This is a genomic window from Pseudovibrio sp. Ad37, from assembly GCF_001623075.1.
Classification (GTDB): Bacteria; Pseudomonadota; Alphaproteobacteria; order Rhizobiales; family Stappiaceae; genus Pseudovibrio.
The window spans coordinates 26,710-50,588 of sequence record NZ_LMCF01000091.1 but is presented as its reverse complement, the minus strand read 5'-3'; the positions used below and the strand labels follow the sequence as shown (position 1 = coordinate 50,588).

The window sequence follows — 23,879 nt, the reverse complement described above, 5'->3', positions numbered from 1 at the left end:
CCCCGTAGCGGGAGACATGGCATGATCTCATTCTCCTTTCTAAAGTTGCATTCCAAACATATGCCTCCTCGGATAATCCGAGACGAGGCGCACCGTAGCTGATGTCAGCTCCCCACTTCTGATTGGGGCCGGTACAAGTGAAGTCCTGTTCCAGAAGGTTAGGGGCTACAGGCTTGTTGTGATGACTGTCTGTAGTTCTCTTGAATTTCTTTTTCCTCTCCACTTTCAGAGAGTTATCACGCATCAGGCGAACCACGCGATGCCTACCTACATTAAGGCCGTCAGCGCTAAGTTCAGCTGCAATGCGCCGTGAGCCATAAGCTCGGTTTGAGGCTTCAAACTTGTCCTTGATATGAGCAAGGAGCACCATATCCTCACGTTGTCTGGCGCTAGCAGGCCGCTTTCTCCAAGCATAATATCCGCTGCAACTGACACTCATAAAGGCGCAGAGGCTAGCAGTCGAATAAGACGCGTTCTGTGCATCGATAAACTGATATCTCATCGACTTGTTTCCCTGGCGAAGAACGCTGCCGCCTTTTTTAATAAATCTCTCTCTTGCCGTAATAGCTCGTTTTCTTTGCGTAAACGGCTAATTCTCTACTGGCATCCTCATGTGGTCCTGACAGCAAATCCTGATCCCGAAATTACTTGATCCAGCGGTTCAAGGTAGCTGGTCCCACGCCCAGATCAGCAGCGATTTCAGGAATGGGCCGACCACTCACTTCCACCAGCCGTACCGCTTCCCGTTTAAACTCTTCCGTATAATGTTTTCGACCCATGAAGTCCTCCTCAATTTATCGTATCAGAAGGCTCTCCAGTTTTCCTGAGCCAGTCCAGTTTCTGCTTTTGGCAGGTGTGTTCAGGTCTTTATTGCGTAAGCGCTGCTGAGCCGTAGGTGAGCAGTGCTGCACAAATCATTGTTAAAGTGAAAATCATAGAGGTGAGCATGGAGAGCCATGCAGGGCATCTGGTCAGGCCAAGGTATCGGGTCAGGATGATCCGCGCCTTAAACAGGATCAGCGCAGCGATGATCAGCGGGCCCACATAAACAAGCAATTCGCTGCTAAACAAGCTGAGGCCGTAGCCGAGCAGAGTGAGTGCAACCAAGACTACCCAGGCTTTGAGCAGATCGTTCATCTGGATGCTTTTAGAGGGTGTTTTGTTGGTGTCCATGATTACAGCCCCTGCCCCATGAGATAGAAAATGGGGAAAATGATCACCCAGATCAGATCAACCATATGCCAGAAGGCTGTGCCCGATTCCATATTATCCTCGGTGGGCCACAGGGCGATTATGCTGAGTATGATCAGGCCAAAGATCACGTGGGCCAAATGGAACCCGGTGACCAGATAGTAAAGCGTATAGAATGTGTTGGTTTCAACATTGAGGCCAAGGGCAAGCTTTTCCTTGTACTCGAAAATCTTGAGCGCGATGAACACGACGCCAAGACTTCCTGCCCCCAGCAATGCCAATCTTGTCTTCACAATCTCTTTGATTTTAGCAAAGCGTACCGCGATGGCGGCGAACAAGCCTGAGGTGAGCAGGATGATTGTGTTCAAGGTAGCAAGAGGCACGTTCAGGTGCGTGCGCGCCTCGCGGTAAATCTCAGGATTGAGCAGCTCATTGCCGGCGAAGGCCCACAGCGCTCCGCCAAACACGAGGATTTCGCTGACGATCAGGATCCACATCATGGGATCGCCGGGCAGATTTTCCAATGCCCATGGGGAAACAGGCTGGTGATAGACCCGTTCTGCAGTCTCGTTTTCTTTCTGGCAAGCCTCGTCCATTACGCCCTTCCAGCCGATATGAGTGTTTGAGGCAAAAGTAGATCGGTTTGCCTGCGTGGTCCTTGTTGGAGCGCTAACTGTAGCTGCTCTTTGCTATCTGATTGGCTGATTGATGGTTTGTTCCACCCAGTTTTGCCAGGAGGAGACGAAAGAGCTTGCCAATCGGGACAGTGGACGCTGGTGCGGCACGAGGATGGAGTAGCCAAAAGGCACTGTTGGCTCGAAGGGCAAAAACACGATTTTGGAGGCATCCCCGCGGCTGCGCTGATAGCTGACCGCACTCAAAGCATCGACAACTGCACAGATCTGTCCTACTTCGACGAAATGGAACAGTGGCAGGAAGTATTGAGTATCGATGCGGATATCAAAATGCGCGTCACTGGATTGGAACGCGGTTTTGGTGGCCTCAAAGGTGGAATGGCTGGGCTGGAGCACGCCCATGGGCACACCGTCCAGATCCTTCGCGTGGATCACCTTCTTGTTTGCCAGTGCTGATGTTTTCGGGACAGCGCACAGGCAGGTGCATGGGATTGTGGTGTTGTGAGACAGGACATCCTGCTCCGTGCCTACAGCTGCATCACAAAAGCCGATGTCAAAGCTTTGTGCGGCGATCAGATTGAGGATTTGCGGTGAGCTGCGCGTTGCCAGAGTGACCTTCACCTGCGGTTTGTCCTCGATGAAGTTGCTGATGAACTCGGGCAGCAGATAGGAGGATGGACCGGGCATGGCAACGATACTCAACGAGCCTTGCACCTGATCGCGCATGTTGCTGAGGTTCTGCTCAACCGTCTTCAAACGATCCAGAATGCCTGAAGCCTCCGAGAGCAAATAATGGGATTCTGGGACAGGAATCAGTCGGCGCCCTTCACGCAGAAAGAGCGGCATTCCCAAATCATCTTCCAGTGCTTTGAGCGATGCGCTGACGGCGGGCTGGGTGCGATGAAGATTTCGTGCAGCGCGGCTGACCGATCCGGTTTTCATAATTTCGCGGAAAACCGCCAGTTGCTGCAGGTTCATGGGCACCTCAATATATAAACAAAATCTATCATAACCATAATATTTCGAATTTGCTTTTATGAATAAGGCTAACCACCATGAGGCCAATAATTATAAATACCTATCACCTTGAATTGGGCTTATCTGAATTTATTAGAGGGGGGATACTCATGGGATTATTCAGTAAATGCGCCGGGATTGCGCTTGCTTGCACGATGATCAGTGGTGCAGCGGTTGCGCAGGACATCAAATTTTTCCGCATTGGTACGGGAGGTGCTGGTGGAACCTACTTCCCGATTGGCGGGATCATTGCCAACGCAATTTCCAACCCACCGGGCTCTCGTCCGTGTGATCAGGGCGGCAACTGCGGTGTTCCAAATCTGGTGGCGATCGCGCAGTCAACCAACGCGTCAGCGCACAATGTGAACGCCATTCAGGCGGGCCAGATGGAAGCAGGCTTGACGGGTGCTGCGACACTTCATTTTGCCTATCATGGTTCTGGCAAGTATGAGGGCAACGCCAAACCAGACCTTCGTGTGATTGCGAACCTTTACCCGGAAGATCTGCATCTTGTTTTGCCAAAGGGTGGTGAACTGGACAACCTTGCGGACCTGAAAGGCAAGCGGGTTGGTATTGCGCAGGCAGGTTCTGGAACACAGATTGCAGTTGAGCTCATTCTTGGTGACCACGGCGTCAATCGTGACAATATTGATGAGGCAGAGCTCAACAACTCTCAAAGCGCTGAGCGGACAGCTGATGGTCAGCTGGATGCTTACTTTTATGCTGCAGGAACCCCGGTTGCTGCCATGATCCAGCTGGATAACACCAAGGGCATGGATCTCTATTCCTTCACTGAGGCAGAAGTTGCTCAGGCGAACAAGACTGTTCCCTATTACATTCCCTCCACCATCCCTGCTGGCACTTATCCGGGCGTGACGCATGACATCAACACGGTGGCAGTGAGCGGCATGTTTGTGACCAATGCTAATATTGATGAGGAACTGGTCTACGAGATCACCAAGGCGCTTTGGTCCAAGACCGCCCGTAAACTGCTGGATAACGGACATCCGAAGGGCAAGGTCATCACCATGAAGAGTGCGCTTGACGGCATTGATGGTATTGGCGTGCCGCTGCACCCGGGTGCAGAGCGTTACTACAAAGAAGTTGGCCAGCTCGATTAATCACAGTCTGACTTAAAACGGCAGCGGGAGTGTTCTTCCGCTGCATTCTGTCGCCACCGGTGGTTCAGCCTTGCCGCATGCTTTTGTTTGCGCAGCTGTTGGTGTTGGGATGAGATAGCCCAACACGCTCTTACCACCGCATGACGCACCCCAGACCCGGGAGGGTTCCATGCCCCTACAATCGCACCTTGATAACAAGGCTCTGGAAGAGCTGGAGAAAAAGTATGACTCCGCTCTCCATACCCGTGACAACGGGCCAATCCTGACAAAAGTGGTTTATTGGGCGACCATTGCCTATGCGCTCTATCACTTCTGGACCGCCGGATTTGGCACGCCGGTTGATTATGTTCACATGGGCATCCATCTGGCCGGATTGTATTTCTTCATTTTTCTGGCGTTTCCGTTTCTCAAATCCGACCGTGCCTTGGCCAATACGCCCGGTAAGTTCTTGAGCTTTGGTAATGTCCCGCTCCTTGACTGGGTGATCATGATACTGGCGATGATGGGGTCGCTGTATCTGTGGTTCAGCTGGCGCGGGTTTGACCTTTTTGGCATCCAGGTTTCTGAGCAGGCCTTGCGACAAGGCAACCCAGCCGGACCGGATATCTTCTTCGGCACAATCATCATTTTAACAGTGCTGGAGATCGCGCGCCGGACCATTGGTATCGTGCTGCCGCTGATCATTCTGGTCTTCATCGGCTATGCGCTTTTGGGGCCATATATTCCGATCCAAATCCTGAAGCATCCGGGCGTGGACTGGCGGCAGTTCGTCAACAACATGTACTTCCCGTTTGAAGGCATTTTTGGCGTTACGCTCTGGGTCGTTTCAACTGTTGTGTTTCACTTCGTGCTGTTTGGTGTTGTGGCGCAGCGCATGGGGCTTGGGCAGTTCTTCGTTGACAATGCGATGATCCTAGCCGGACGCTATACAGGCGGACCTGCGAAGGTTTCCGTCGTCTCCTCCGCCTTCTTTGGCACAATCTCCGGCTCTTCCATCGCCAACACGGTTTCCACCGGTTCGCTGACCATTCCCAACATGAAGAAGCTTGGGTATCCGGGGCACTTTGCGGGCGGTGTTGAAGCAGCGGCCAGTGCGGGCGGTCAGATAACACCACCGATCATGGGGGCTGCGAGCTTCCTGATGGCTGAGTATCTGGAAGTGCCGTACACCACCATCGTGATTGCAGCGATTGTGCCTGCCCTGATGCACTATATCGGCGTCATGTCCATCGTGCACTTCACTGCAAAACGCCTTGGGCTGGAAGCCTACCCTAAGGACCAAATCCCGCAGTTTGTGCAGGTTTGGCGTGAGGGCTGGTTTACCGTGCTGCCACTCATCGGACTGCTCGTAGTGCTGTTTTCTGGCTACTCGCCTAACATGGCTGCGTTTATTGGCATTTCGCTTTGTGTTGTTGTTGGCTTTTGTGCCATCGATAAGCCGCTGTCTCTGGCTGTGCCACTTGCCTTGCTGGGCTTCATTTTCTGGAAGGCCTCGCCTTACTCCGGTGAAGGTTTCTCGCCAACGATGGCCGGAGTGCTTGGCGCACTGACCTTGCTGGGGTGTTTGCATCGCAATGAACGGCAGAGCTTTAAAGACCTGTTCGACAGCTGCCATGTGGGCGTGCAGTACGCACTGGCCGTGGGCGCTGCCTCTGCTGCTGTTGGTATTGTGGTCGGTGTGATCAACACGACCGGTGTTGGCTTCCGTCTTGGCTTTATGGTCACCAACGGCGCTGCAGATATGGCAGCCTCACTAGCTCCGCTGCTTGACTGGACCTCTCTGGAAGTGTTCGGGCAAGCCTCCATTCAACAGTTCCTGTCTCTGGTTCTGATCGCTATTGCCTGTATTTTGATGGGTGCTGGTCTACCGACAACAGCGCTTTACATTATGCTTGTCGCGGTGGCTCAACCGGCTCTGGCACAACTGGGCGTGCCTGCTTTGGCAACGCATATGTTCGTGCTTTATTATGGTGTTATCTCCGAGATTACACCGCCGGTTTGCGCCTCGGCCTATGCTGCGGCGGGCATTGCAGGGGCGAACCCGTTCAGGACTGGTGTGAGTGCCTTTACCTTGGGGCTTGGCAAACTCATGGTGCCAATGGTGTTCGTCTATGCGCCAACCATGCTGATTGTTTTGCCAGAGTACTTCACCCTCGTCTCGTTCTTGCAGGTCACGCTGACCTGTGCGCTGGGTGTGTTTGCTATTGCAACAGCCGTTTCCGGTTACTTCATGGCTCCGCTCAACGGTCTGTGGCGTGTGCTGATGGCTATTGGCGGATTGATGCTGGTTGCTCCAAGTCTGGGGTCTGATCTGGCTGCAATTCTCATCATCGCGCCTGTCTTGTTCCAGCAGGTTTCCAGCCAACGCAACTTGCAGGCGGCCACACAATGACAGAAGCTGTAGTACCTGACGTCACTGTGCTTGGTGCGGGGTTGGTTGGCATTTGCTGTGCTTTGTCGCTGGCCGAGAAAGGCTTGCGCGTGCACATGGTTGACCGGGATGCTCCCGGTCAGGCCACCTCTGCTGGCAATGCGGGGATTATCTCGCCGTGGTCCGTGGTGCCGCAATCCATGCCGGGTCTTTGGAAGAAGGTGCCCGGCTGGCTGATGGATCCGCAAGGTCCGGTGACGATCAAGCCCAGTTACCTGCCTCGCGTGGCCACATGGGGCCTGCGGTTTCTCTATGAGGGACGACAGGAGCGCATTCAGCCGATTGGCGATGCCATGCATGCTCTCAATCATGACTGCATTGAGCTTTACCGCCATCACCTTTCAGGCACAGGGCACGAAGGACTACTGCAAGACAGCTGGTATGTGCATGCATTTCGGGATGCCTCCCAGATTGATCTGGATGGCCCGGATTATGCCATGCGCCGCGCTGTGGGGGCTGAGATTGAAGAGATTGGAGCTGCGGCCTTACGAGATCTGGAACCTGCTTTAACCCATGAGTTTGAGGCCGCCATTCTCATCAAGGGACAGGCTCGGGCCGTTTCCCCCGGTAAGATCGGCGAAGTGCTTGCCGACAAACTACGCCAGATGGGCGGCACCATTGAGCAAGCCGAGGTGCACTCCATCACGCCAAACGACGGCGGCGGCTGGAGATATGTGACGGAGACAGGCGCGCATTTTGCACCGAAACTGGTGCTTTCCATGGGCGTTTGGTCTGCCAAGCTGCTGAAACCACTTGGGGTCAAGGTGCCGATGGAGGCTGAGCGTGGCTACCACGTGTCCTTCAGCAATCCCGGTGTTGCCCTCACGCATTCCATCATGGATATGGACATGAAGTTTGTCGCCTCCACCATGGAGAGCGCCATTCGGGTTGCCGGAACGGCTGAGTTTGCCGGGCTTGATGCGCCAATCAATCAGAAACGGCTGGATGGTTTGATGGAGCTTGCAAGCAAGCTGTTGCCTGACTTGCGGATGGATGACATCAGCACATGGTCCGGCCAACGTCCCAGCTTGCCCGACAGTTTGCCTTGCATTGGCGAAATTGACGGATTTCCGGATTTGATTGGCGCGTTTGGCCACAGTCATTACGGCCTGATGATGGCCCCAAAAACTGGAAGATTGGTTGCCGATCTAGTGACCGGCACCACCCCCAACATCAATATGACCCCCTATCACGTGACACGGTACTAAAGGATTTCGCATGACCATTCATCCTGGTGGCCAGAACATTTGCGGCGTTTCAATCGGCGTTCTTTCACTGGAAAGCTATTTCCCCAAGCCTCCCGGTCACATCAAGAACCCGTCGAGCCTGCCGTTTACAACAACCTATGAGATCCTGCATGGATTGACGGTACAGAAACTGCTGGCTGATCCCTCGCCTGAATTGCTTGAGCCGATCCTCAGCGCCGCCAAACGGCTGGAAGATCAGGGCGTGCATGCGATCACCGGGTCCTGCGGATTTCTGGCGATCTTTCAAAAGGAGATCGCAGCGGTGGTTTCTGTTCCGGTTTTCGTGTCTTCGCTCATACAGGTTCCCCTTGCCTACCACATGACCAATGCACCCGTTGGAGTCATCACAGCGTCCGCAGCCTCTTTGACGGACAAGCATCTGAAAGGTGTGGGTGCAGCCCATGTGCCGATTGTGGTTCAGGGACTGGATGATGCCCCTGAGTTTTCTGCTGTGATCTTACGCGGCGAACGCACACAGATGGACCTTGACAAGGTGACAGAAGAGCTGTTTGCTGCGGCAGATGACATGATTGAGCGATCACCGGATATTGGTGCCGTGGTTTTGGAGTGTACCGACCTGCCGCCTTATGCGCATCAGTTGCAAGCGCGTATCAAACGGCCAGTGTTTGACATCATCACTCTTGCCAGCATGGCACATTCGGTGGCGCATCGGCACGCCTTTCCCGGATTTATCTGAGTGTCTCACACCCCTTCCATTTCACCTTCATAAGATGGCAGAGGTGGAATGATGTCATCGGTGCACAGGTAGAGGTTTTGCAGGTTGAGCAAGGGCATGGGGTTTTCCGTTAGATTGGACATGATGTTCATGGCAATGTTCAGCTGAGCTGCGTTGCAGGATGGTTTATGCGCCTGTGCCCACGCCGTGATTGAGTTGGCAAGGTTTTCAAGGATATCGCCCTCAGGTTCGCCGTTGTTCTGGATGGTGACGGGGGTTGGCGGCAGAAGAGCGATTGGCAGATCGATTGGCTCTTCTGTGAGGCCTTGGGCAAGATGATAGCTGTAGCCGATATTAAGCTGCAGCGTAATGTCGCCAGCATACTCACCATGAAACAGCACGTAGAAGAGATGTTCCAGATGCTCCTTCAAGCTCCGCTGATAAGGCTCATTTGTGGGGTTGCCGAGGTATGCGATGTTGAGCGGTTGAAAGCTGGACAGTGTTGGGTGGCACGGGTTTTTAAAGGTAGCCGTCGGCGTTCTGAATACAAAGCCATCTGCGATTTTGCCGTGGATGTAGCTGTTGCGGATCATATACATGGAAGCCAGTGCATCCTGCCGCGCGAGCACCTGCATGCCCGGCATGACAACCTGGCGGTCACTCAAGGGCTGCGCAATATCCTGTGTCAGATAGGTTTGCTTACCCTTTGTTTTCTGCGTGTAATAGTAGGTGTAGGTCAGCTTTCCATCTACACATTCGCAATTGTCCTGGTGGCTTGTCCAATCCGGGATTTCGACCACAGGGTCTCCGGTTAATCCGGCAGGCTTGGTACAGTCTTCCAGGATCAATTTCACGATCCAACGCTGAGATGTTTGCTCCGTTGGAGTGCTATAATCCTGATTTTCCTCCAGAATGCTGAAACTGACTGTTTCGCTGCCCTCTTTTTGTGAGGTTGCTGCAAGCATCGCAAAGCTGCTGCTGGCGTTTGCTTTGCAGATTATGTCTTCGTTGACCTTGATGATCACAGCCAGAGCCTGAGCCGCTTTTTCGATGGCATCGGCTGACTGATTACCAGCGTTTATGATTGGAGCAAATTGGTCCAGCGTCGTGGTGAGGTTGTTCTGGATAGTGATGAACTGCACGAGTTCGGCAAAGGCATCCATAAAACCGGTGAGTTCACCTTGCGGTTTGTCTTTGAGGTTGAACTGGATTTGGCCATGAGCTTTGTCCTGAAGGTAATGGAAGTTCAGGCCGTAAGTGTATTCGTAGTTCCATTTGGTGATCTGGGAGAGCTTCTTAGCCTTCGTGTCATAGGCAGGGCCCGCTTGAGAGACCATGCGCGGTGTTTCCGGGAAACTGCGCAGCAAGATGGGCACTTTGAAAGACCCAAGCGGCTTTTCAAGAACAGGAGTGCCTTCCGCCTGGATCGGAGAGAGCCAGCTTGAGGCTTTGTAGTCGACTATGCCCTGAACCGGGCTGATCTGATGTTCGAGAGACGTGACTTTGTAGCTCAGATCCAGAGCGAGGCATTCCGTTGTCTCTCCCAGTTTTTCTGAGGCCTGAAGCAGGAAGGTGAGCGGTTGCTCTGCACCATCCTGCAATTTCAATTTGGCAGACGTGAGCGAGAAGAGGCTTGAAAGGGATTTAGCAGGTTTTGGCTCCTGCGCGTCTTCCTGTGCATCCGGTGGGCAGTCTGCCACGCTGTTCAGGTTGATGTTGCCGTAAAGCTGCGGCGTTTCTTCATCGCCTGTCAGCGGAATGTTGGCAGTGATATCCGCCCCGAATGAGAGGACAGCTTGTGTTGTGTAGAGGTTGGAAAGCTCTTCCAGCAGCGTTTGTTTGAAGGTTTCTTGTGCGGAGGCTAGCCGCGTACTGGTGCCGTCCTGATAGATAGGTGCCAGCATGCGTGCTGTGATCTGTGCAAGGCTTTTCTTTTGCTCCGTCAATGCCTCCATAAAGCCGCTGACAACTGCAGGGCTCTCACCAGCGCAGGAGACACTCTGCGGTTTATTGGCTGCGAGTTTGTCGATGAACAGGATTGAGGAGGAGTATTTTGGAGACAGCAGCGCGTCAAAAAATTCAAAGTACTGCTTCAGCCAAACGTCCATCTCTACATTCGAGAAGGTGCTTTGAATCGGAGTACTTGTGAACTTTCCTGTGCTTGCGTCAAAGTCGTCCAGTCCGGCGTAGGGATAAACCGAGGCACTGCGGGAGATCAGCGTGTTATTGACCGGAAGCGGTGCGTATATTTCTGGCTGGCTTTCATCTGAGATGTGGAAGGAGATTGGATCTCCTTGCTCTGTGCCGACACGAACGCCCCAGGTTGCGTTGGAAGACACGCCAGCAGACGGCGCATATCGGTTGATGCCGGAGGCGACCATCATCATGAAATCCGGACCATAGATAGACTGCGCTACACACTGCGCAAACTCTGCCAGAATGTCTGGCTTTGGCTTCGTCGGCTTTTCGGAGTTTGCGCCACCTTTTTTAGATTTCGGCGCACTGACGGATGTTCTGATTGCTATGGTGTTGGCAACAGATCGTGTCAACGGATCGGCTGCGTAATCACCGACCGCTATGCCGTGGGTTCGTTTGAAGACAAGCTGTGTTGTGATCTCAATGATTGGTTCCTGATTGAGGCTGCTCATTGACACGGTTACAGGCAATGAGAGCGGCGGAATTGTTTCAGAAGTATCAGTTTCTTCCGGGTTGCTTTGCTTGATCAAGAATTGCTCGATGTCTTGCCACCAGCCGACCAGCTGCTCAAGTTCGTGTGCTGAGAGCTGATAGGTGTTGAGCGAGAGTGTCGAGTTGACCTCTATTGCAAAACCGTTGGGGTCATTGAACTGGGCCAGCATATCTTCAACAATGACCAGTGCTGAGTGCGCTCTTTGCTGGGCGATCTCCGGGTTTTGACCTTTTTGCAGGATGAACGGCCCACTATCAAAGCTGAAGGTGATGAGGATCGTGAAGTTTTCCGGGGTCGTTTCGGCGCTACCCTCAGGCTGCACTGTCCAGTTTGCAGAGGTCGAGGGCCACTGAGAGAGCGGGATGATCTGATCTGTGTAGCCCTGAAGCGCCGGCTTGCTGTTCAGCTTTCCTGCGGGCTTTGTGGGCTCGTCCAATACCGTGAGAATTGTATTGCCGTAATAGTCGTTCCAGCTGAGTTGAGTTTGCAGGAGCAATCCGTTGGCACTGTACGGGTTCAGTGCTGTCCCTTCTGAGGCATTTTCGGGTTTTACAAGGCTGAGATACGAAATTACGCCATGATACATTTCCGCATCGCCAGCAGACGCTTCCAGAACGTATCGGATCTTTCCCTCATTGGGCGAGGTGGACTTGCCTGAAGCACCAATGGGCAGGCCCATATTGCTTGGTTTGAAGTCCTGATTTCCCAGAATTTTATAGGCCAGCAGGCTGTAGTTGTTGAGGAGCAAGGCCGTAGCATAGTCGTCTCCTGTTCCACCCTTGGGTATCTCCGGCGCCTGCTCACGTTGCGCATTAATCGTCTGAACACCGGGGTGCTCACCAGGTTGAACAGTCAGCGGGCCAGCACGCACCGTGAGTATTTGACCGGTGACGAGCAGTTGCTCCATTTCTGCGTTTGTACTGGCAACAACGATGGGCTCTGTGCCAAAGTAATCTGCGATGTCTGACAGGCATGTGCAGCTCGACAAGTCGTTGCTCAAAGTCTTGGAGCCAATTGTCAGTTCAATCACAGGCAACCGTATTGGTGCACCCGCTGGAACTGTTTCGCCAGTCAGGCGTGGGTTTACCTGCTTCAGGGCCTCAACGCTTGTCCCAAAGCGCAAGGCGATACTTGCGAAGGATACATCACCGCTTTGAGGAACCCGATAGGTACCTTGCTCGATGCTGATGGTTTTGCCCGGTATCAGCTGGATTTTGCCGTTCGCTGATGTTTCCTGACCTGAAGCCAGAGTGTTGGCGATGAGTGAGTTGAGGTTGGAGTGATAGCGCAGTGCAATGCTTGCCAGTGTATCATCATCAGTGGTCATGTGCTCCACCAACTCGCCTTTGGCAGCTGCGGTCAATGATGTACCTGAGCCGGCGATTGGCTGTGCAGTTGCGAGCCCGTTGATGTAGGCGTGCATGTACTCCTGATCTTCATGGATGATGACCAGAGACAGCGTCGCCTCACCTTTTTCGTTAAAGATATCTGGCGGCAATCCTGTCTGCCCGTCATCTGCTGTGTAATAGAGATAGAACCCGCCAGAGTTGGTGACGCCAGCTTCCCAAAGCAGTTTGACCAGTGACATGGGCGTATTGAGAAGCGTCGGGCTCTGGCTTTCCTTTGCCGCCTCAGACAACAGCTCTCCGGTTGGATTTATCACCGTGGAGAGGTTGGTTTGCGACAGGCCGAAGGTGACATTGCTGCCGCCCTCACCCACAAAATGTGTACCGCTGCTTTGTGAGCCCTTGCTGTAACCGAGCGTGAGAGACGCAAAGCTATGATCCTCAGGCAGACTTTGCAGCAATCGCTCCAGAATGACTACGCCAGCCGAACTCACCCCATTCAGCTCATAGGTTGTTTTCAAGGCCGCATCCGGCGCCGCTTTGGCTTCTGCCGCTGGAGCGCTCGATGTTTGCACTGGCAGTTTCTTGATGGAGAACTCAATTGTTGATGCCCAGCCATAGTTCGTCAGTGGGGCTTTGATGGCCTTCCCCGTAGCAGCATCCATCGACACTTGTTCAACAAGGAGCTGAGGAGGCACAACAGCGCTGTTTTGCGCGCTGTTGGCACCAAGTGTCGTTAGTGCTGCAGAAAGTGTCCACAGACGCAGATATTGGGTGTTGGATGGCTTTTGAGGGTCGTGTGTAGGAACGTTGATAGGCTCTGCACTTTGCCAATTGATGAAGTGCGGGATTGGGAAGGCGCTTGGTTGCTGCTCAACCTTTGCAAGGAGAGATAGTTCCTCTGGTCCAGCCGACAGGTACTCTGTCTTCCCGTAGGCCGTGACGGCTTCTATGCGTTGATAGTCCTTGCTTGCAGTCGCCTCGCTGTCTGATGGTACATCCACATCGTATTTCAGGGTGGTTTGGTCATTTCCAAGTGTGATCCAATCTGCATCCTTTGGCTTGCTCAGCAGCAAGGAGAGACTGCTTGTAAGAGGTGTAGGAATGGCGAGCTGTTGACCGGACAGAGCGAACAGGCCAGCCTCATTTGGCAGACTGAGCTTTCCAGCCTCATCCTTTTCAACCCAGATGCCCTCAACAAGTGGTGTAATGCCATCTGTTGGCAGACGCATGCCGTGGAAGTAATAGCGTGAGGCCATGCCTGACAGGTGGGTTATGCCACCTGTACGCTGAACTTCCTTGATGAGCTCTCCAACAGGGAACTGAGGTAGATGCACGATGCTCAGACCGCCAGCATCTGATCCTGCGTTGGAGCCTGATGCACCAGCAAACAGATCTGCAACCTCTCCGTTTGCATCTATTGCCAGTGCTTCAACATCGGTTTCAAACTTTTGCGCGATGGATGAGAGCGTGTCTGCGTCTGCTGCCTTTTGCGTGAATGCAGGCATCTGCAGAGTAGATCCGACAACCAGAAGGTTCTCTTGTTGCTGTATGGTGTCGCTGTTGGTCAGCTCGTCGATTGTGATCCCAAGAGCAGAGGCGACTGCACACAGTGTTTGCCCTCCAGAGATGATGTGCTTCTTCTCAGTTCCATCTGATGCTGTGTAATCGATCTGCGCACCACTGCGTAAAAGGCCAGCGACTTTCTTGTTTTTACACATGAGGTCAGAGGCTTCGACAATCGCCTTGTATGGGTTGTTACTGGACAGCGTTTGGAAGGAGCTGCCCGCCGGTATGACAAGCGGTGCTGTTGGGATTGTGACGTCCGCACCTTCTGTCAGAGGGTGGCTGTTGTTGGCTTTGAAGAGATCGGTGAGTGTGAAATCTGCGCCAGAAAACGCACCTTGTTTGTTGATCCAACTCACAATGGCATTGGGTGCTTCTCCAGCTGTGAGTGGATAATTGAAGTCGCGCAGACCGCTCAAAAGGCTTTGCATCATTTGCTTCATGATAAGCATGAAATAGTTCTCATAAATATATGATGCAATTGACATTTCATCGCCAGATGAATCTACTTCAGAGGATGGTTTCTTGCTCTCTTTTTCCACCTGAACACTGAGCTGATTAAAGTAATCTGTTAAGTCCTTCAGATATTTGGTGGTTATCGTATTGTAGTCTGCAAAGGCATAGGAGAGCGCCGTTTTGCTGCCTTGTTCCAGCGCGATACTGAGCGATGGCACCATTGGGAAATAGGTTGCCTGCGCTTCACCCTGGCGTGAGGGTAAGCCAATATCAAGCATGAATTGTTGCTGTAGGAAGGAAGTGATGTCCTGCTGCGTCGGTGCGTCTGGCGAGGTTTCCAATCCGCTCAGGCTATCCAGTATGGCGTTGATCTCAACCGCACTGATCATGTTTTTGTCGATCTGGTCTGCACTGTGGCCTTCATCACCCATCGTGGCAGCTATAAGCCAGCGGGTCACCATCTTGGCCAGAGCCTCAAAACCAGTATCAGCTTGCTGCCCTGCTGCTTTCTCATAGAGTTCCGTGTCTTCCGGCGTTGCGGGGGCTGGTGCTGTAATGAACAGATTGGCGACGTAGCATGGCAGTTGGGGTGGACGGGCCTGTTCAGAGGATGACCAATTCTCATCCTTTGCCAGGGTCAAGCCGTAACCCAGATGGATCTCCAGTGGGTTTTGAGAGGGGTCTGCGGCGGGTTGCAGGTTTGCCCAGTTGAACTCAACGGGAACCGTCTCATAGGCCCCCGTCAGCATTGGCAAGCGGCTGTAGAGTGTTAGGCGGTCCGCTATCGGTGCTGCGAGCAGGCCTTCATAGGCTTCTGAATGATCCAGCCAGGGCGCGTCTTTCGGGTTCTGGATTGCACCTAGTGTGAACGTGGTGTGGACGTGTGCGGAGAAGCTGAAGCTCACTTTGATGGTGAAGAGGCCTAGATCAATCTTCGCGGATGCACGGACATCCACTTTAGCCGAGATTGTCAGCGGGATCGGCTCATATGAGGCGAACTGGATCTGGGCGCTGACTTCGATCCTGATGTTGACCGAGGCCTTGATGATTGCAAAATCAATGGAGCCATAAAGCTTGCCGATGATACCGAAGGTGCCAGTGAGGGAGAAGAAGTATTCTCCCTGCAATGACAATGCACTTCCACTGCCTGAATGCGTATCATCATAGGCGTTCCACTTGGCTAGAATGCCTTGCAAAATACCAAAAGCAATCAAACTGAAACCGGCTTTTAGAATGCCCATTTCAATAGACTTACCAAGCCCCAACTGCGTGCCGAAACTAAAGACCAGATTGGGGTTGAAGAAGCCCAGCTTGGATGTGGGCAGTCCCTTTACAGATGCGGCTGGTAACTTGCCAAAATAAAACCCTCCTCCGCCTTTTACCGGGATGCCTGGTGGGACAATGGCTTCAACTGAGAAAGAATGCGAGAAGTTGTTGTTCCAGGGAAATCCCACATCAATCTGGAAGTCGCCGTTGGTGTAAACCTCGATGCCGAATGTTGGCAGTGTGATTGTGACGGCGCCAACATCAATGCGACGCATGATTTCTGGCAGTTCGATTGAAGCGGAGAATTTGCCTAGCCCTGGTGAGACTTTTTTGTAGATGACCTGAAAATCCAGACCGGAAAAGATCTTTGCTGCTTTGCCACTGCAAGCAATCCGCAGCGCATAAAGGCTGGGGTCTGTGAGGACCACCTGAAGTGTGAAGGTGTACTTTGGGCCGCTCTTTTCCAGCTCGCCTTGATGTTCTTGCCCCAGCTCTTTGCTGGAATCGATCCTCAAAACACCGAAGTCAGTTGCAAACAACCAGTTGATATCACCAGCAAAGCCGATATCCAGCACTTGCCCCACTGAAGGTTTGTGAAGATCCGCCAGTATATCGACAGCCTGCTGTACCGTGGTGACATCTTGCAGACCTTTGACGTCTACATGCTGCCCACCAGCGAGCAAACGCAGGTCAAGATACTTGTTGCCTGCGCCGCCGGGACTTGGCGTCGTAGAGGGCTGATCAGCTCTCCATGGCGGCAGTTTTGTTGTTTCTAGTCCGGTATGAGGCAGCCAGAGAAAATCACCTTCCAGCTGAACGAAAACACCTGCCCCCTTCTGATAGATGAGCGAGATACCCGTTACTGAGGCGATCAAGAGATCGATGGGGCCGATCTTCACATCAAACTCAACGCTTCCGGTTTTGAAATTCCATTTGAGTTCGAAATCGGAAAGTTTGACGTCATTCAGCAGGTCAAAAGGTGCAGCGAGACCAAACTTGGCACCGGTCATCCATTCCACAAAGGTTTCGACCATGGCACCAAGTGTAGTAGTATCTGTGAACTTGATCGTCGCAGTCTGATCATCGTCTACTTCCGCCGAAAACTGACCCCATGTGATGCCGAAGTGAGAATGGGTTTTGGCATACTCGTAAAATACCGTGAGTTCGATATTTTCCCAAAGGATGTCGGCAGTCAGCAAGGCATATTTGCCGTTTGCTTTTGCCGTTTCATACCGGACCAATGATCTTTCCGGGGTAATGAAGATAACCTCGTCATGGTCATCAAGTACCGGAATGCATGCTTTACTGCCGGTTAACAGCAGCTCACGCCCCCCCGTATCTCCAATTTTTGCTGTGAAGGTCGCATCACTCGGAAGCCAGTCTGGTCCGTTATTTTTGAGATCAACAGTGCCCCCGAACTCGTAGCTGGCCGCTGATGTTCCGGTGCCCGTTGAGAAGGTCACATTTAGGCCTGAGACGTCGATATCAAGAGCGCTGGTCGCCCAGCCACTTCCAAGGTAGGCAGAAATGATCTGACTGATCTTGATGGATGTGTCGCCCTGTTCCCCGCGGAACGTCCAGAGATGGTTTTGCGTGTTAAATGTGGCTGTCACATTAACCGGGACGGGCTGAACATTTGGCAGACCATCAAACAGCGTTGTAGAGGCTTTGATGGAGCCTACCGAGTTGGTTCCAACGCCTTTGACTTGGATGTAGATGTCGTTGAGCTCAAACTTTGCGGGTGGCCAGGTGATCTGCCAGCCTTTCAGATTCACGCCAGCTTCAACGGAATAGGTACTGCTGTTCTTGTTCTGCCCCGGAGAATACTCCAGTGACAGGTTTGCAATATCGGCATCAACGTCAAGGTGGTAACCGCTTGGCAGCAGTGCATTTACAAAGCCCGAGACAGGCAGGTTTGCCCCATCCGGGCTGAGTGTTGCCGTTACTGTGGTTTGCGGATAGGTGGCAGAAAGATCGAGAATTGCTTGGTTGCTGCTTGAAGCGATCATAGCATCTGTGGATGCCACCCAGCTTATCTGACGCTTGCCGGTTGGCTGTGAAGCGGTGATCTCAAAACTCAGGTTCTTCAGGCTCAATCCACCAAACAGATCCCATTCCTTGCTGTCTTTCAGGGAAACCTGAAAACTTTCTATTCTCTTGTTTTTTGAGTCATAGTTGAAGCGAAGGCCATCCACACTCAGCTCATTCAGGTCGGCGAATTCTGAGGGGATCGAGTTTGCAAAGTTCATCCCGCCGATGAGTGCGAATAGGGAGTTCAGTGACGGGGCTGCCTCCTCTGCAAATGCCCCCTGCACCACCATCTTGTTTTTGGCAGAGCTTGGGAAATCCATGTTGAATGGAATGAGCGTATCGCCGACCTCAATGGAAGTTTGCACACCGCCTGTGAGACGCGCACCATTGCTGGAAAACTCAACGGACAGACCTGTGTCTTCCAGTGCGAACCATTCGACGCCTGGTAACTCAAGCTTTTCCAACGAGAGTTGGAGTTGGACTTTGTAATTGCGTTGGTTTTTACTCGCTCGCCCTGTGCTGGAGACGGTAAGTGTGACTTCCAGTTCTGTGCCGAGAAAATCCGAGGTCTTTCCCTGTACGATGATCTTGCTGAGCTTTTTTGAGGTGTAGACGGGTTTGATCGTCACAGGGCTTTTTGCGGAGCCAATTGTCAGTCCGCCTGAGCCCAGTACTGTTTGCAGGAAGGTGTGGAACGGTCCCTCTTTCAGCACATTGGGGATCAGAGCGAGCATCCCATTTTTTGTATTTTCCGTCAGCGAGGTTTGCAGTGTTTGCAGATCAGAAAAAATACTGTCGGAGACGCCACTTGCGACTGAAACAAGAGCAAATCTGGCCGCTAAAAAACCGAGCGCTTGTAAGAGCTTATCGTTTTGAGGTGCGGTGTAATACTGTTTGAGGCCGTCAAAATACTCGAAGTACTCACCCTTTTCTGAGCGAAACTGGGTCACCATATCCGATATGGTTTGCGCCAGTTCATTGGGCGGCATGGTTGCTTTGTAGCCCTCTTGAAACGCGGATGTTCCGAGAGCAATCTGGTTTTTTGAGGTATCTAAAAGCGTTGCGGTGGTTGGTGTTGTGCTGCTGGCGGCTTTGCCCTTGCCGTTTCCAAATGTGCTTGGATAAGGGTTGGACGTGAAATTGCCGAGTTTGAAGAACGGCTTACCCAGGTTTACAGCCAGATTGGCGCTTTGAGTACCTTCCAGAACGCTTGGCAATGTGGCTGCGCCATACAAATAGTCAATCGCGTCTGGCGGCAGATCAGACAAGGTGGTGACAACCGTTGCACCTGGTTTCAGTTTGCTGAGGAAAGCAGCCCCAGCAGAGCCTGACAGGTCTTTATTCAGGTAAATACCAGTACCTGAGCCAGAGGTATTTCGGAACACTTGCTGGTTCTTGCAGTAAGCGTTGATGTTCTTTGTCAGCTCATCACGAGACGTGCTTGTGCCCTGCTTCACCGCGTTCTTTTGAGGAAAGTATCGCGCAAGTGTTTGCCATGTGGAATTGCTCAAATCATCCAGAACAGCGATGACAACGGGCTTTTTGGTAAAGCCTTTTTGCTTTTGCAGAAGGGCGGCTGCGGCGATGAGCTCAAAAGCAATCCCTTCTGCATTGCCGACAAGTGATGTTTTGTCTATCGATGAGCCTGGCAGGCTCGCAACCGGAAAGAACTCGATGCCGGATTGGCCTGATTTTCCAAGGGCATTGCTGATGTTCTGCGCCGCACTTAATGCCTTGGTGTTGACCTCCGGGGTCTTTCTCAGGTCCGCCCAGTTGAGCTTTGTGGTCAGGTCCTGTTTGAAACTGCGATAGGCAAACTGTGAGCCTTGCAGAACGAGCTGATCATCGAGGTTTATGGTCTGTTTCAGGCCCGGTAGCACCACCAAGGAGTTGGCGGAACAGGCCTTCCCAGCCTGCGTGCAGGTTTCGGCTGTCCAGAGATAGGGTTGTAGCAGGACAAAGTAGCTGCATTTCACTGCAGTCGCGATGCTTGTGTTGTCGATGTTTGGAATATTACCGCCGCCACATAGACATAGCGGCATCGTGCCAGACAGGCCTGGTACGGAACGGTGGGTTATCTCGCCAACGGTGGTTTCCTGATAAGCGTGAAAGGTGATTGTAACGCCGTCCAGCGTCATTGATGTGTGGGTAGTCGGGTCAAAGCCGGGTAACAGCTGCGCCAGTTCCTGCAGGAGCATTTTTTGGCCACTGTCGTAAATCAGGTCCACATCTACCTGAAATCCAAGGGAAATCATTCGCCTTAAGAGATTGATGGTGTTGGCGGCACTGCCTGATCTTTGGTCTTGAGAGAGGAAGTAGCGCAGTTTTTTACCACGCAGAAAATCCGTGAGCCCTCCAATAATGTGACTGGAGAGCGTTGCATTCAAATCCTGTGCAGCAGAGGCGAATAGTTGCACCAGATTGGCAAGCTCTGAAGACAGGCTCTCTTCGTCTGGCGTGGCTACGCGCTCGAGTGGTTCGATTGGACTGTGCTCGTTCATCTTGCTGCACCAGTGCTGATTGAAGGAGTGATTTATTTGCTGTCAGCGGGCTCGTTGTTGTAGACCGCGTACCAGGCCAGACCTGTGGTTTTGGCCGAGCCTTCGTTGCTCTCATCTGGGTCTGAGAACAGATAGAACGATGTGGCGCCGCTTGGCGGGATCTTGGCCAGCCCCAGAAATTTGATAGCGATCTCATTGAGAACAAACATGTATTGCTTGTTGGCATCAGCCTCTTTGTTATTGGGGTTTTCCGTGTAGAGCAGCTGGATCGGGCCGTAGGACATGGAAAGCACGTTCTGCAAGCTGATGAGCGAGGCACCGTTGGAGGAGCCCGGCATATGGATGGCAGTCTTGGATTTGTAGGTATCGCCCGTGGAGTCTGGTGACCATGCCAGCAGCAAATCAGCGGTGAGGCCCAGTTTGCCTGCGAGGTCTCCGGCGGTGCCGAGGCTGACTTCGAACTTGAGGCCGTTCCATGTGTCTGACAGACCTTGCTGGCGGACGCTGGTCACAACATCCAAATATCCCATGGAAGCTGGCGTCTTGTCTGCGCTGTCGGAGCTGACAAACCCTTTCAATTGCAATGGCATAGTGGCGACCAGGCTACCGCCGCGAGGCGTGCTGTTTTTGCTGTCAAATGTCAGCTGAGCGCTGTCCCAAGTGATCTTCTGGCTTTCGTAGGCATTCGTTTGTGTGAAGCTCATTTGCAGGCCGAGTTCGTTAAACGCCAGTCCATTTTGGCTGGTTTGCTGGTCTGGCTCATTGCCAAAGGAGAACAAGTCAACTGGCTCGTTCTTGCCTGCACTGAGGATCGCGAAATCGAGGAAGCCGGTGAAGGCGAAGCGGATGAGTGGTTCTGTTTGATTTTCCTGCGTTTTTTCGTGTTTGGAGATGGTGTTCATTCGCGCGGATGTGAACTCTACCTGCTCCAGGATGTTGTTGTCGACCGTGAACAGATAGGGATGGGTTGCGGCCATGGTGTAGGACGGGTGGTTGTTGTTGTCCTGATAACTCGCTTTCATAATCAGCGACTTGTACTGGCTACCTTTGGGCTGTGGTCGGCCTGCCGGAAAAACGGGCTTTGAACTGACCGTATTGCTGCCAAAAATCCTGGTCATGGAGAGCTGTGCGAAGGAGGAGAACTTCTTTATAGCCGAGTTCTCAAAAAGCACTTTGAGCGAGAGCAGGATGAAATCATATGTGCGCGTTGCAGAGGGCACAACCGGCTCCGGGCTTGTCGCTCCCTTTGGTACAATGAGGTCATTGTCTTCGTAGTAAATCAGCCCATAGACTGAGCTTTGCTTCTTTATTTCGATTTTTTCACCGCTTGCACCTGCCTTGATCTGATTGATGCGGATGGCGAGGTGGTGGGCATAAAACTTTGCCGGATCGCGCACACCGGCCACAATCCCAGCCAATTGCTCGGGCGGTGATTTGATACGCGCGCGTAGCATAAGTACGCCGGTCCAGTTGGGATCAGCGGCAGTCTGGTTGAAGCTTTCGAAGTACTCTGTTGCCGGGTTTTCATAGGCTGCTTTGAAGTAATCCTGAAGCCATGAGGAAACGTTGACCAGCTGGGCTTTGTCTGGTGTGTTTTGGCGTTCGGTTGTTGGAGCGGCGAAGGTTTCTTTCTGGGTCCATTTTTGCGGATTGGAGATGAGGTTGTCTTTTTCACTGCCCTTCGGATCGTAGAGTGGACCGCGTATTCCTTTAATAATCAATATGTTGGCGTAGTTGCCGAAATCTGGTGAATTGCCGACGTCGGCTTCGATCTGCCAGTCTTCAATATTCAGCGTGTTGAGGAAGGTTGAGCCTGCTTCACCTAATTCTGATGGGTTTGCGGCGACCAGAAACAGCTGATTGGTCTGGAAGGCCTCTATGAGTTTTGGGGATAAATCTTTGAAGGCAAAATCGGAAGGTGTTGGTACTTTGATTTGTGCGAGCTTGACTTCCTTCCAGTGACTGGCGTCTGTGGGTGATTGTAGCGTGGCGATCACGCCCAGTGGGGTGGTCAGGGTTGCATCCCCCGCTCCTGCTTGCGCCTTAGCCTCTCTGGCGTTGGACTGAGCGTTGGTCAGAGACGCAATCACCTTGCGGCGGGTTGGCGCAATGATGCTTTTTTCAAACAGGGCGACATCACACTGAGAATAGCTCGGGTCGCCCTCATCCGTGCCGGCGTAGGGGAACATGGGGAAGGCCTGTTCTTTCATTGGCGGCAGTGTGTAGGCAGGACTGACAGTGCCCAGCAACTCCTTGTTTTCCCGCCAGATTTCATCATCATAGCCGTGCAGTGCGCTGCCGTGGGGCTGCGCCACATAGGTGATGGATGTCTCACTCTTTTCTGCGGTCTTATCTGGCGGGAACACCTGTACGTACGACGTTTTGTAGTTGCCTTTGAGCGGTGCTCCTTTGGGTGCAGGGCGCCCAACGGGAGACGACAAAGGCAACGGAAATACCGGTGCGTAGGCAGGCTGATCGGGTACAAACCGCAGCCGTGCTCCCTCTGAGAGCGCGTGTTTTGCAACGCCTGGTACTTCCAGAAACTCCGTGCCGCCCAGTCCGCACATGAAGCGGGCTTTTGTATCGTCTTTCGCGAGCGGTGCGCAGACGAGGAAATCTCCAACAGGACTGGCGATAAAACTATGAAGTGATGAGGCATTCTCGTAGCTCGGGGTGAGGATAATTCCTGCAGGCTGTGCATCAGTCATATGACTGTCAGCGGTGATACTTTGTAAAACAACAGGAGCGCCGTAGGTGGTTCGATAGAAGCTGTTCAGGGTTGGTCCCTGCCCGCTCTCCTCTTCGGCGCGGAAATAGAAGGCGCAGCGGTTGGGATTTGTTCGATTGTGCGTCGGGTAGATGTTCAACGCGTCGGTGACGTCCACAATGAGCGTCATAGGCAGAGGATTACGGCTGCCATTGTCGCCTGTGCCTAAGGCGAAGCGTTGGCGATTGACGCCGGTTTTGGTCTCCGCATCTTTCGTAACCCATTGAAAACCCAGATTCCATTGATCATGAAGGGCGCCGCGCTCGAACTCGGCATCAAACACAATGGCACCGCGATCCGGGCCGGAGCAGCGGATGTCTGCCTTGCTCACCGAGCCCGTATCCGGACTGAGATATCCTCCCAACTGGATGGCAGATTCTGAGAGTTGGAGGTTCTCTTCATCTTCAGAAACACCAATGTAAGCGCTTGAATAGAACTCGATGGTGAGTTCGGGTGCCAGAAGGTAGGACAGACTGCTGGTTGTCACTGTTCCCGCTGCATTAATGGAGAAGAAGGCCGGGCGTTGGCCGGTGTAGTCACGAGGGACTGGAAGCGGTGTTAAGTCTCTGGGAAGCCACATGAAACCGCGCAGTACATTCATGCTTTGCAAGTAGGCATGCAGGCCGGATACCAGGTCCTGTTGACTGCTCTCTTTGCCTCCACATTCAAGTGGATCCGGGCAGTAGAGGAAGGAGCCTGAATAGGTTTTGCTGGTGAGCGCGTCTTTGAGCGAAATGCGCTTGGGGAGTTTGGCTTTTCTGGTGGCTACCTTGCTGACAACAAACGCAAAACCACCGGCGTTGTCGCCAGAGTTTGGAGCCAGATAAAGGCTTTTGCAGGTTTGTTGCAGGAAATCCATTGCTCAGCTCCCAAAGCCCATTCCATCAACGGGGATAAAGACAGAATTCGGGAGCACTGCTCCGCGCTTTTAAGGGGAAC

The 23,879-nt window shown here is 52.8% G+C and carries 9 protein-coding genes and 1 pseudogene; 4 read left to right on the top strand and 6 right to left on the bottom strand.

Translation table 11 applies throughout. The annotated features are described in order from the left end of the window. Window positions 1–94: 94 nt before the first annotated feature. The 4 genes and pseudogenes from PsAD37_RS29165 to PsAD37_RS14775 form a co-directional block, all read right to left on the bottom strand. A pseudogene (locus PsAD37_RS29165) lies at window positions 95–779 on the bottom strand (IS3 family transposase); the annotation flags it as partial. Window positions 780–867: 88 nt separating this feature from the next. Continuing rightward, window positions 868–1,173, bottom strand: a complete 306-nt coding sequence (locus PsAD37_RS14785; RefSeq protein WP_063296809.1) for a hypothetical protein — start codon at window positions 1,171–1,173, stop codon at window positions 868–870. 2 nt (window positions 1,174–1,175) lie between these two features. Further along, window positions 1,176–1,787 (bottom strand): cytochrome c oxidase subunit 3, encoded by a 612-nt coding sequence (locus PsAD37_RS14780; protein ID WP_063296808.1) that lies wholly within the window; start codon window positions 1,785–1,787, stop codon window positions 1,176–1,178. 93 nt (window positions 1,788–1,880) lie between these two features. Next, the gene (locus PsAD37_RS14775; protein WP_063296807.1) at window positions 1,881–2,804 is read right to left on the bottom strand and encodes a LysR family transcriptional regulator; all 924 of its coding nucleotides are present in this window, start codon (window positions 2,802–2,804) and stop codon (window positions 1,881–1,883) included. 149 nt (window positions 2,805–2,953) lie between these two features. Here PsAD37_RS14775 and PsAD37_RS14770 point away from each other — a divergent pair, with 149 nt between their 5' ends. From PsAD37_RS14770 to PsAD37_RS14755, 4 genes are all read left to right on the top strand, one after another. Next, entirely contained in the window at window positions 2,954–3,964 is a 1,011-nt protein-coding gene (locus tag PsAD37_RS14770) for a TAXI family TRAP transporter solute-binding subunit (RefSeq protein ID WP_063296806.1), read from the top strand. Between the two features lie 169 nt (window positions 3,965–4,133). After that, complete coding sequence (locus PsAD37_RS14765) at window positions 4,134–6,356, top strand: TRAP transporter fused permease subunit (protein WP_063296805.1); 2,223 nt, start codon at window positions 4,134–4,136, stop codon at window positions 6,354–6,356. Continuing rightward, window positions 6,353–7,603, top strand: a complete 1,251-nt coding sequence (locus tag PsAD37_RS14760) for an FAD-binding oxidoreductase (RefSeq protein ID WP_063296804.1) — start codon at window positions 6,353–6,355, stop codon at window positions 7,601–7,603. Before PsAD37_RS14765 ends, PsAD37_RS14760 begins: the two co-directional genes overlap by 4 nt. 10 nt (window positions 7,604–7,613) lie before the next feature. Further along, complete coding sequence (locus tag PsAD37_RS14755) at window positions 7,614–8,339, top strand: aspartate/glutamate racemase family protein (RefSeq protein WP_063296803.1); 726 nt, start codon at window positions 7,614–7,616, stop codon at window positions 8,337–8,339. A gap of 5 nt (window positions 8,340–8,344) precedes the next feature. Here PsAD37_RS14755 and PsAD37_RS14750 read toward each other — a convergent pair whose 3' ends face one another. Together PsAD37_RS14750 and PsAD37_RS14745 are read right to left on the bottom strand one after the other, a co-directional pair. Then, a complete protein-coding gene (locus tag PsAD37_RS14750) occupies window positions 8,345–20,173 on the bottom strand; it encodes a LysM peptidoglycan-binding domain-containing protein (RefSeq protein ID WP_063296802.1) in 11,829 nt (3,942 codons plus the stop codon). Between the two features lie 32 nt (window positions 20,174–20,205). Continuing rightward, complete coding sequence (locus PsAD37_RS14745) at window positions 20,206–23,799, bottom strand: hypothetical protein (protein ID WP_063296801.1); 3,594 nt, start codon at window positions 23,797–23,799, stop codon at window positions 20,206–20,208. Between the last annotated feature and the right edge of the window lie 80 nt (window positions 23,800–23,879).

Coding starts and splice junctions, on each gene's coding strand:
- PsAD37_RS14755 (WP_063296803.1), top strand. CDS start 7,614: ATGACCATTCATCCTGGTGGCCAGAACATTTGCGGCGTTTCAATCGGC.
- PsAD37_RS14770 (WP_063296806.1), top strand. CDS start 2,954: ATGGGATTATTCAGTAAATGCGCCGGGATTGCGCTTGCTTGCACGATG.
- PsAD37_RS14765 (WP_063296805.1), top strand. CDS start 4,134: ATGCCCCTACAATCGCACCTTGATAACAAGGCTCTGGAAGAGCTGGAG.
- PsAD37_RS14775 (WP_063296807.1), bottom strand. CDS start 2,804: ATGAACCTGCAGCAACTGGCGGTTTTCCGCGAAATTATGAAAACCGGA.
- PsAD37_RS14785 (WP_063296809.1), bottom strand. CDS start 1,173: ATGGACACCAACAAAACACCCTCTAAAAGCATCCAGATGAACGATCTG.
- PsAD37_RS14760 (WP_063296804.1), top strand. CDS start 6,353: ATGACAGAAGCTGTAGTACCTGACGTCACTGTGCTTGGTGCGGGGTTG.
- PsAD37_RS14750 (WP_063296802.1), bottom strand. CDS start 20,173: ATGAACGAGCACAGTCCAATCGAACCACTCGAGCGCGTAGCCACGCCA.
- PsAD37_RS14745 (WP_063296801.1), bottom strand. CDS start 23,799: ATGGATTTCCTGCAACAAACCTGCAAAAGCCTTTATCTGGCTCCAAAC.
- PsAD37_RS14780 (WP_063296808.1), bottom strand. CDS start 1,787: ATGGACGAGGCTTGCCAGAAAGAAAACGAGACTGCAGAACGGGTCTAT.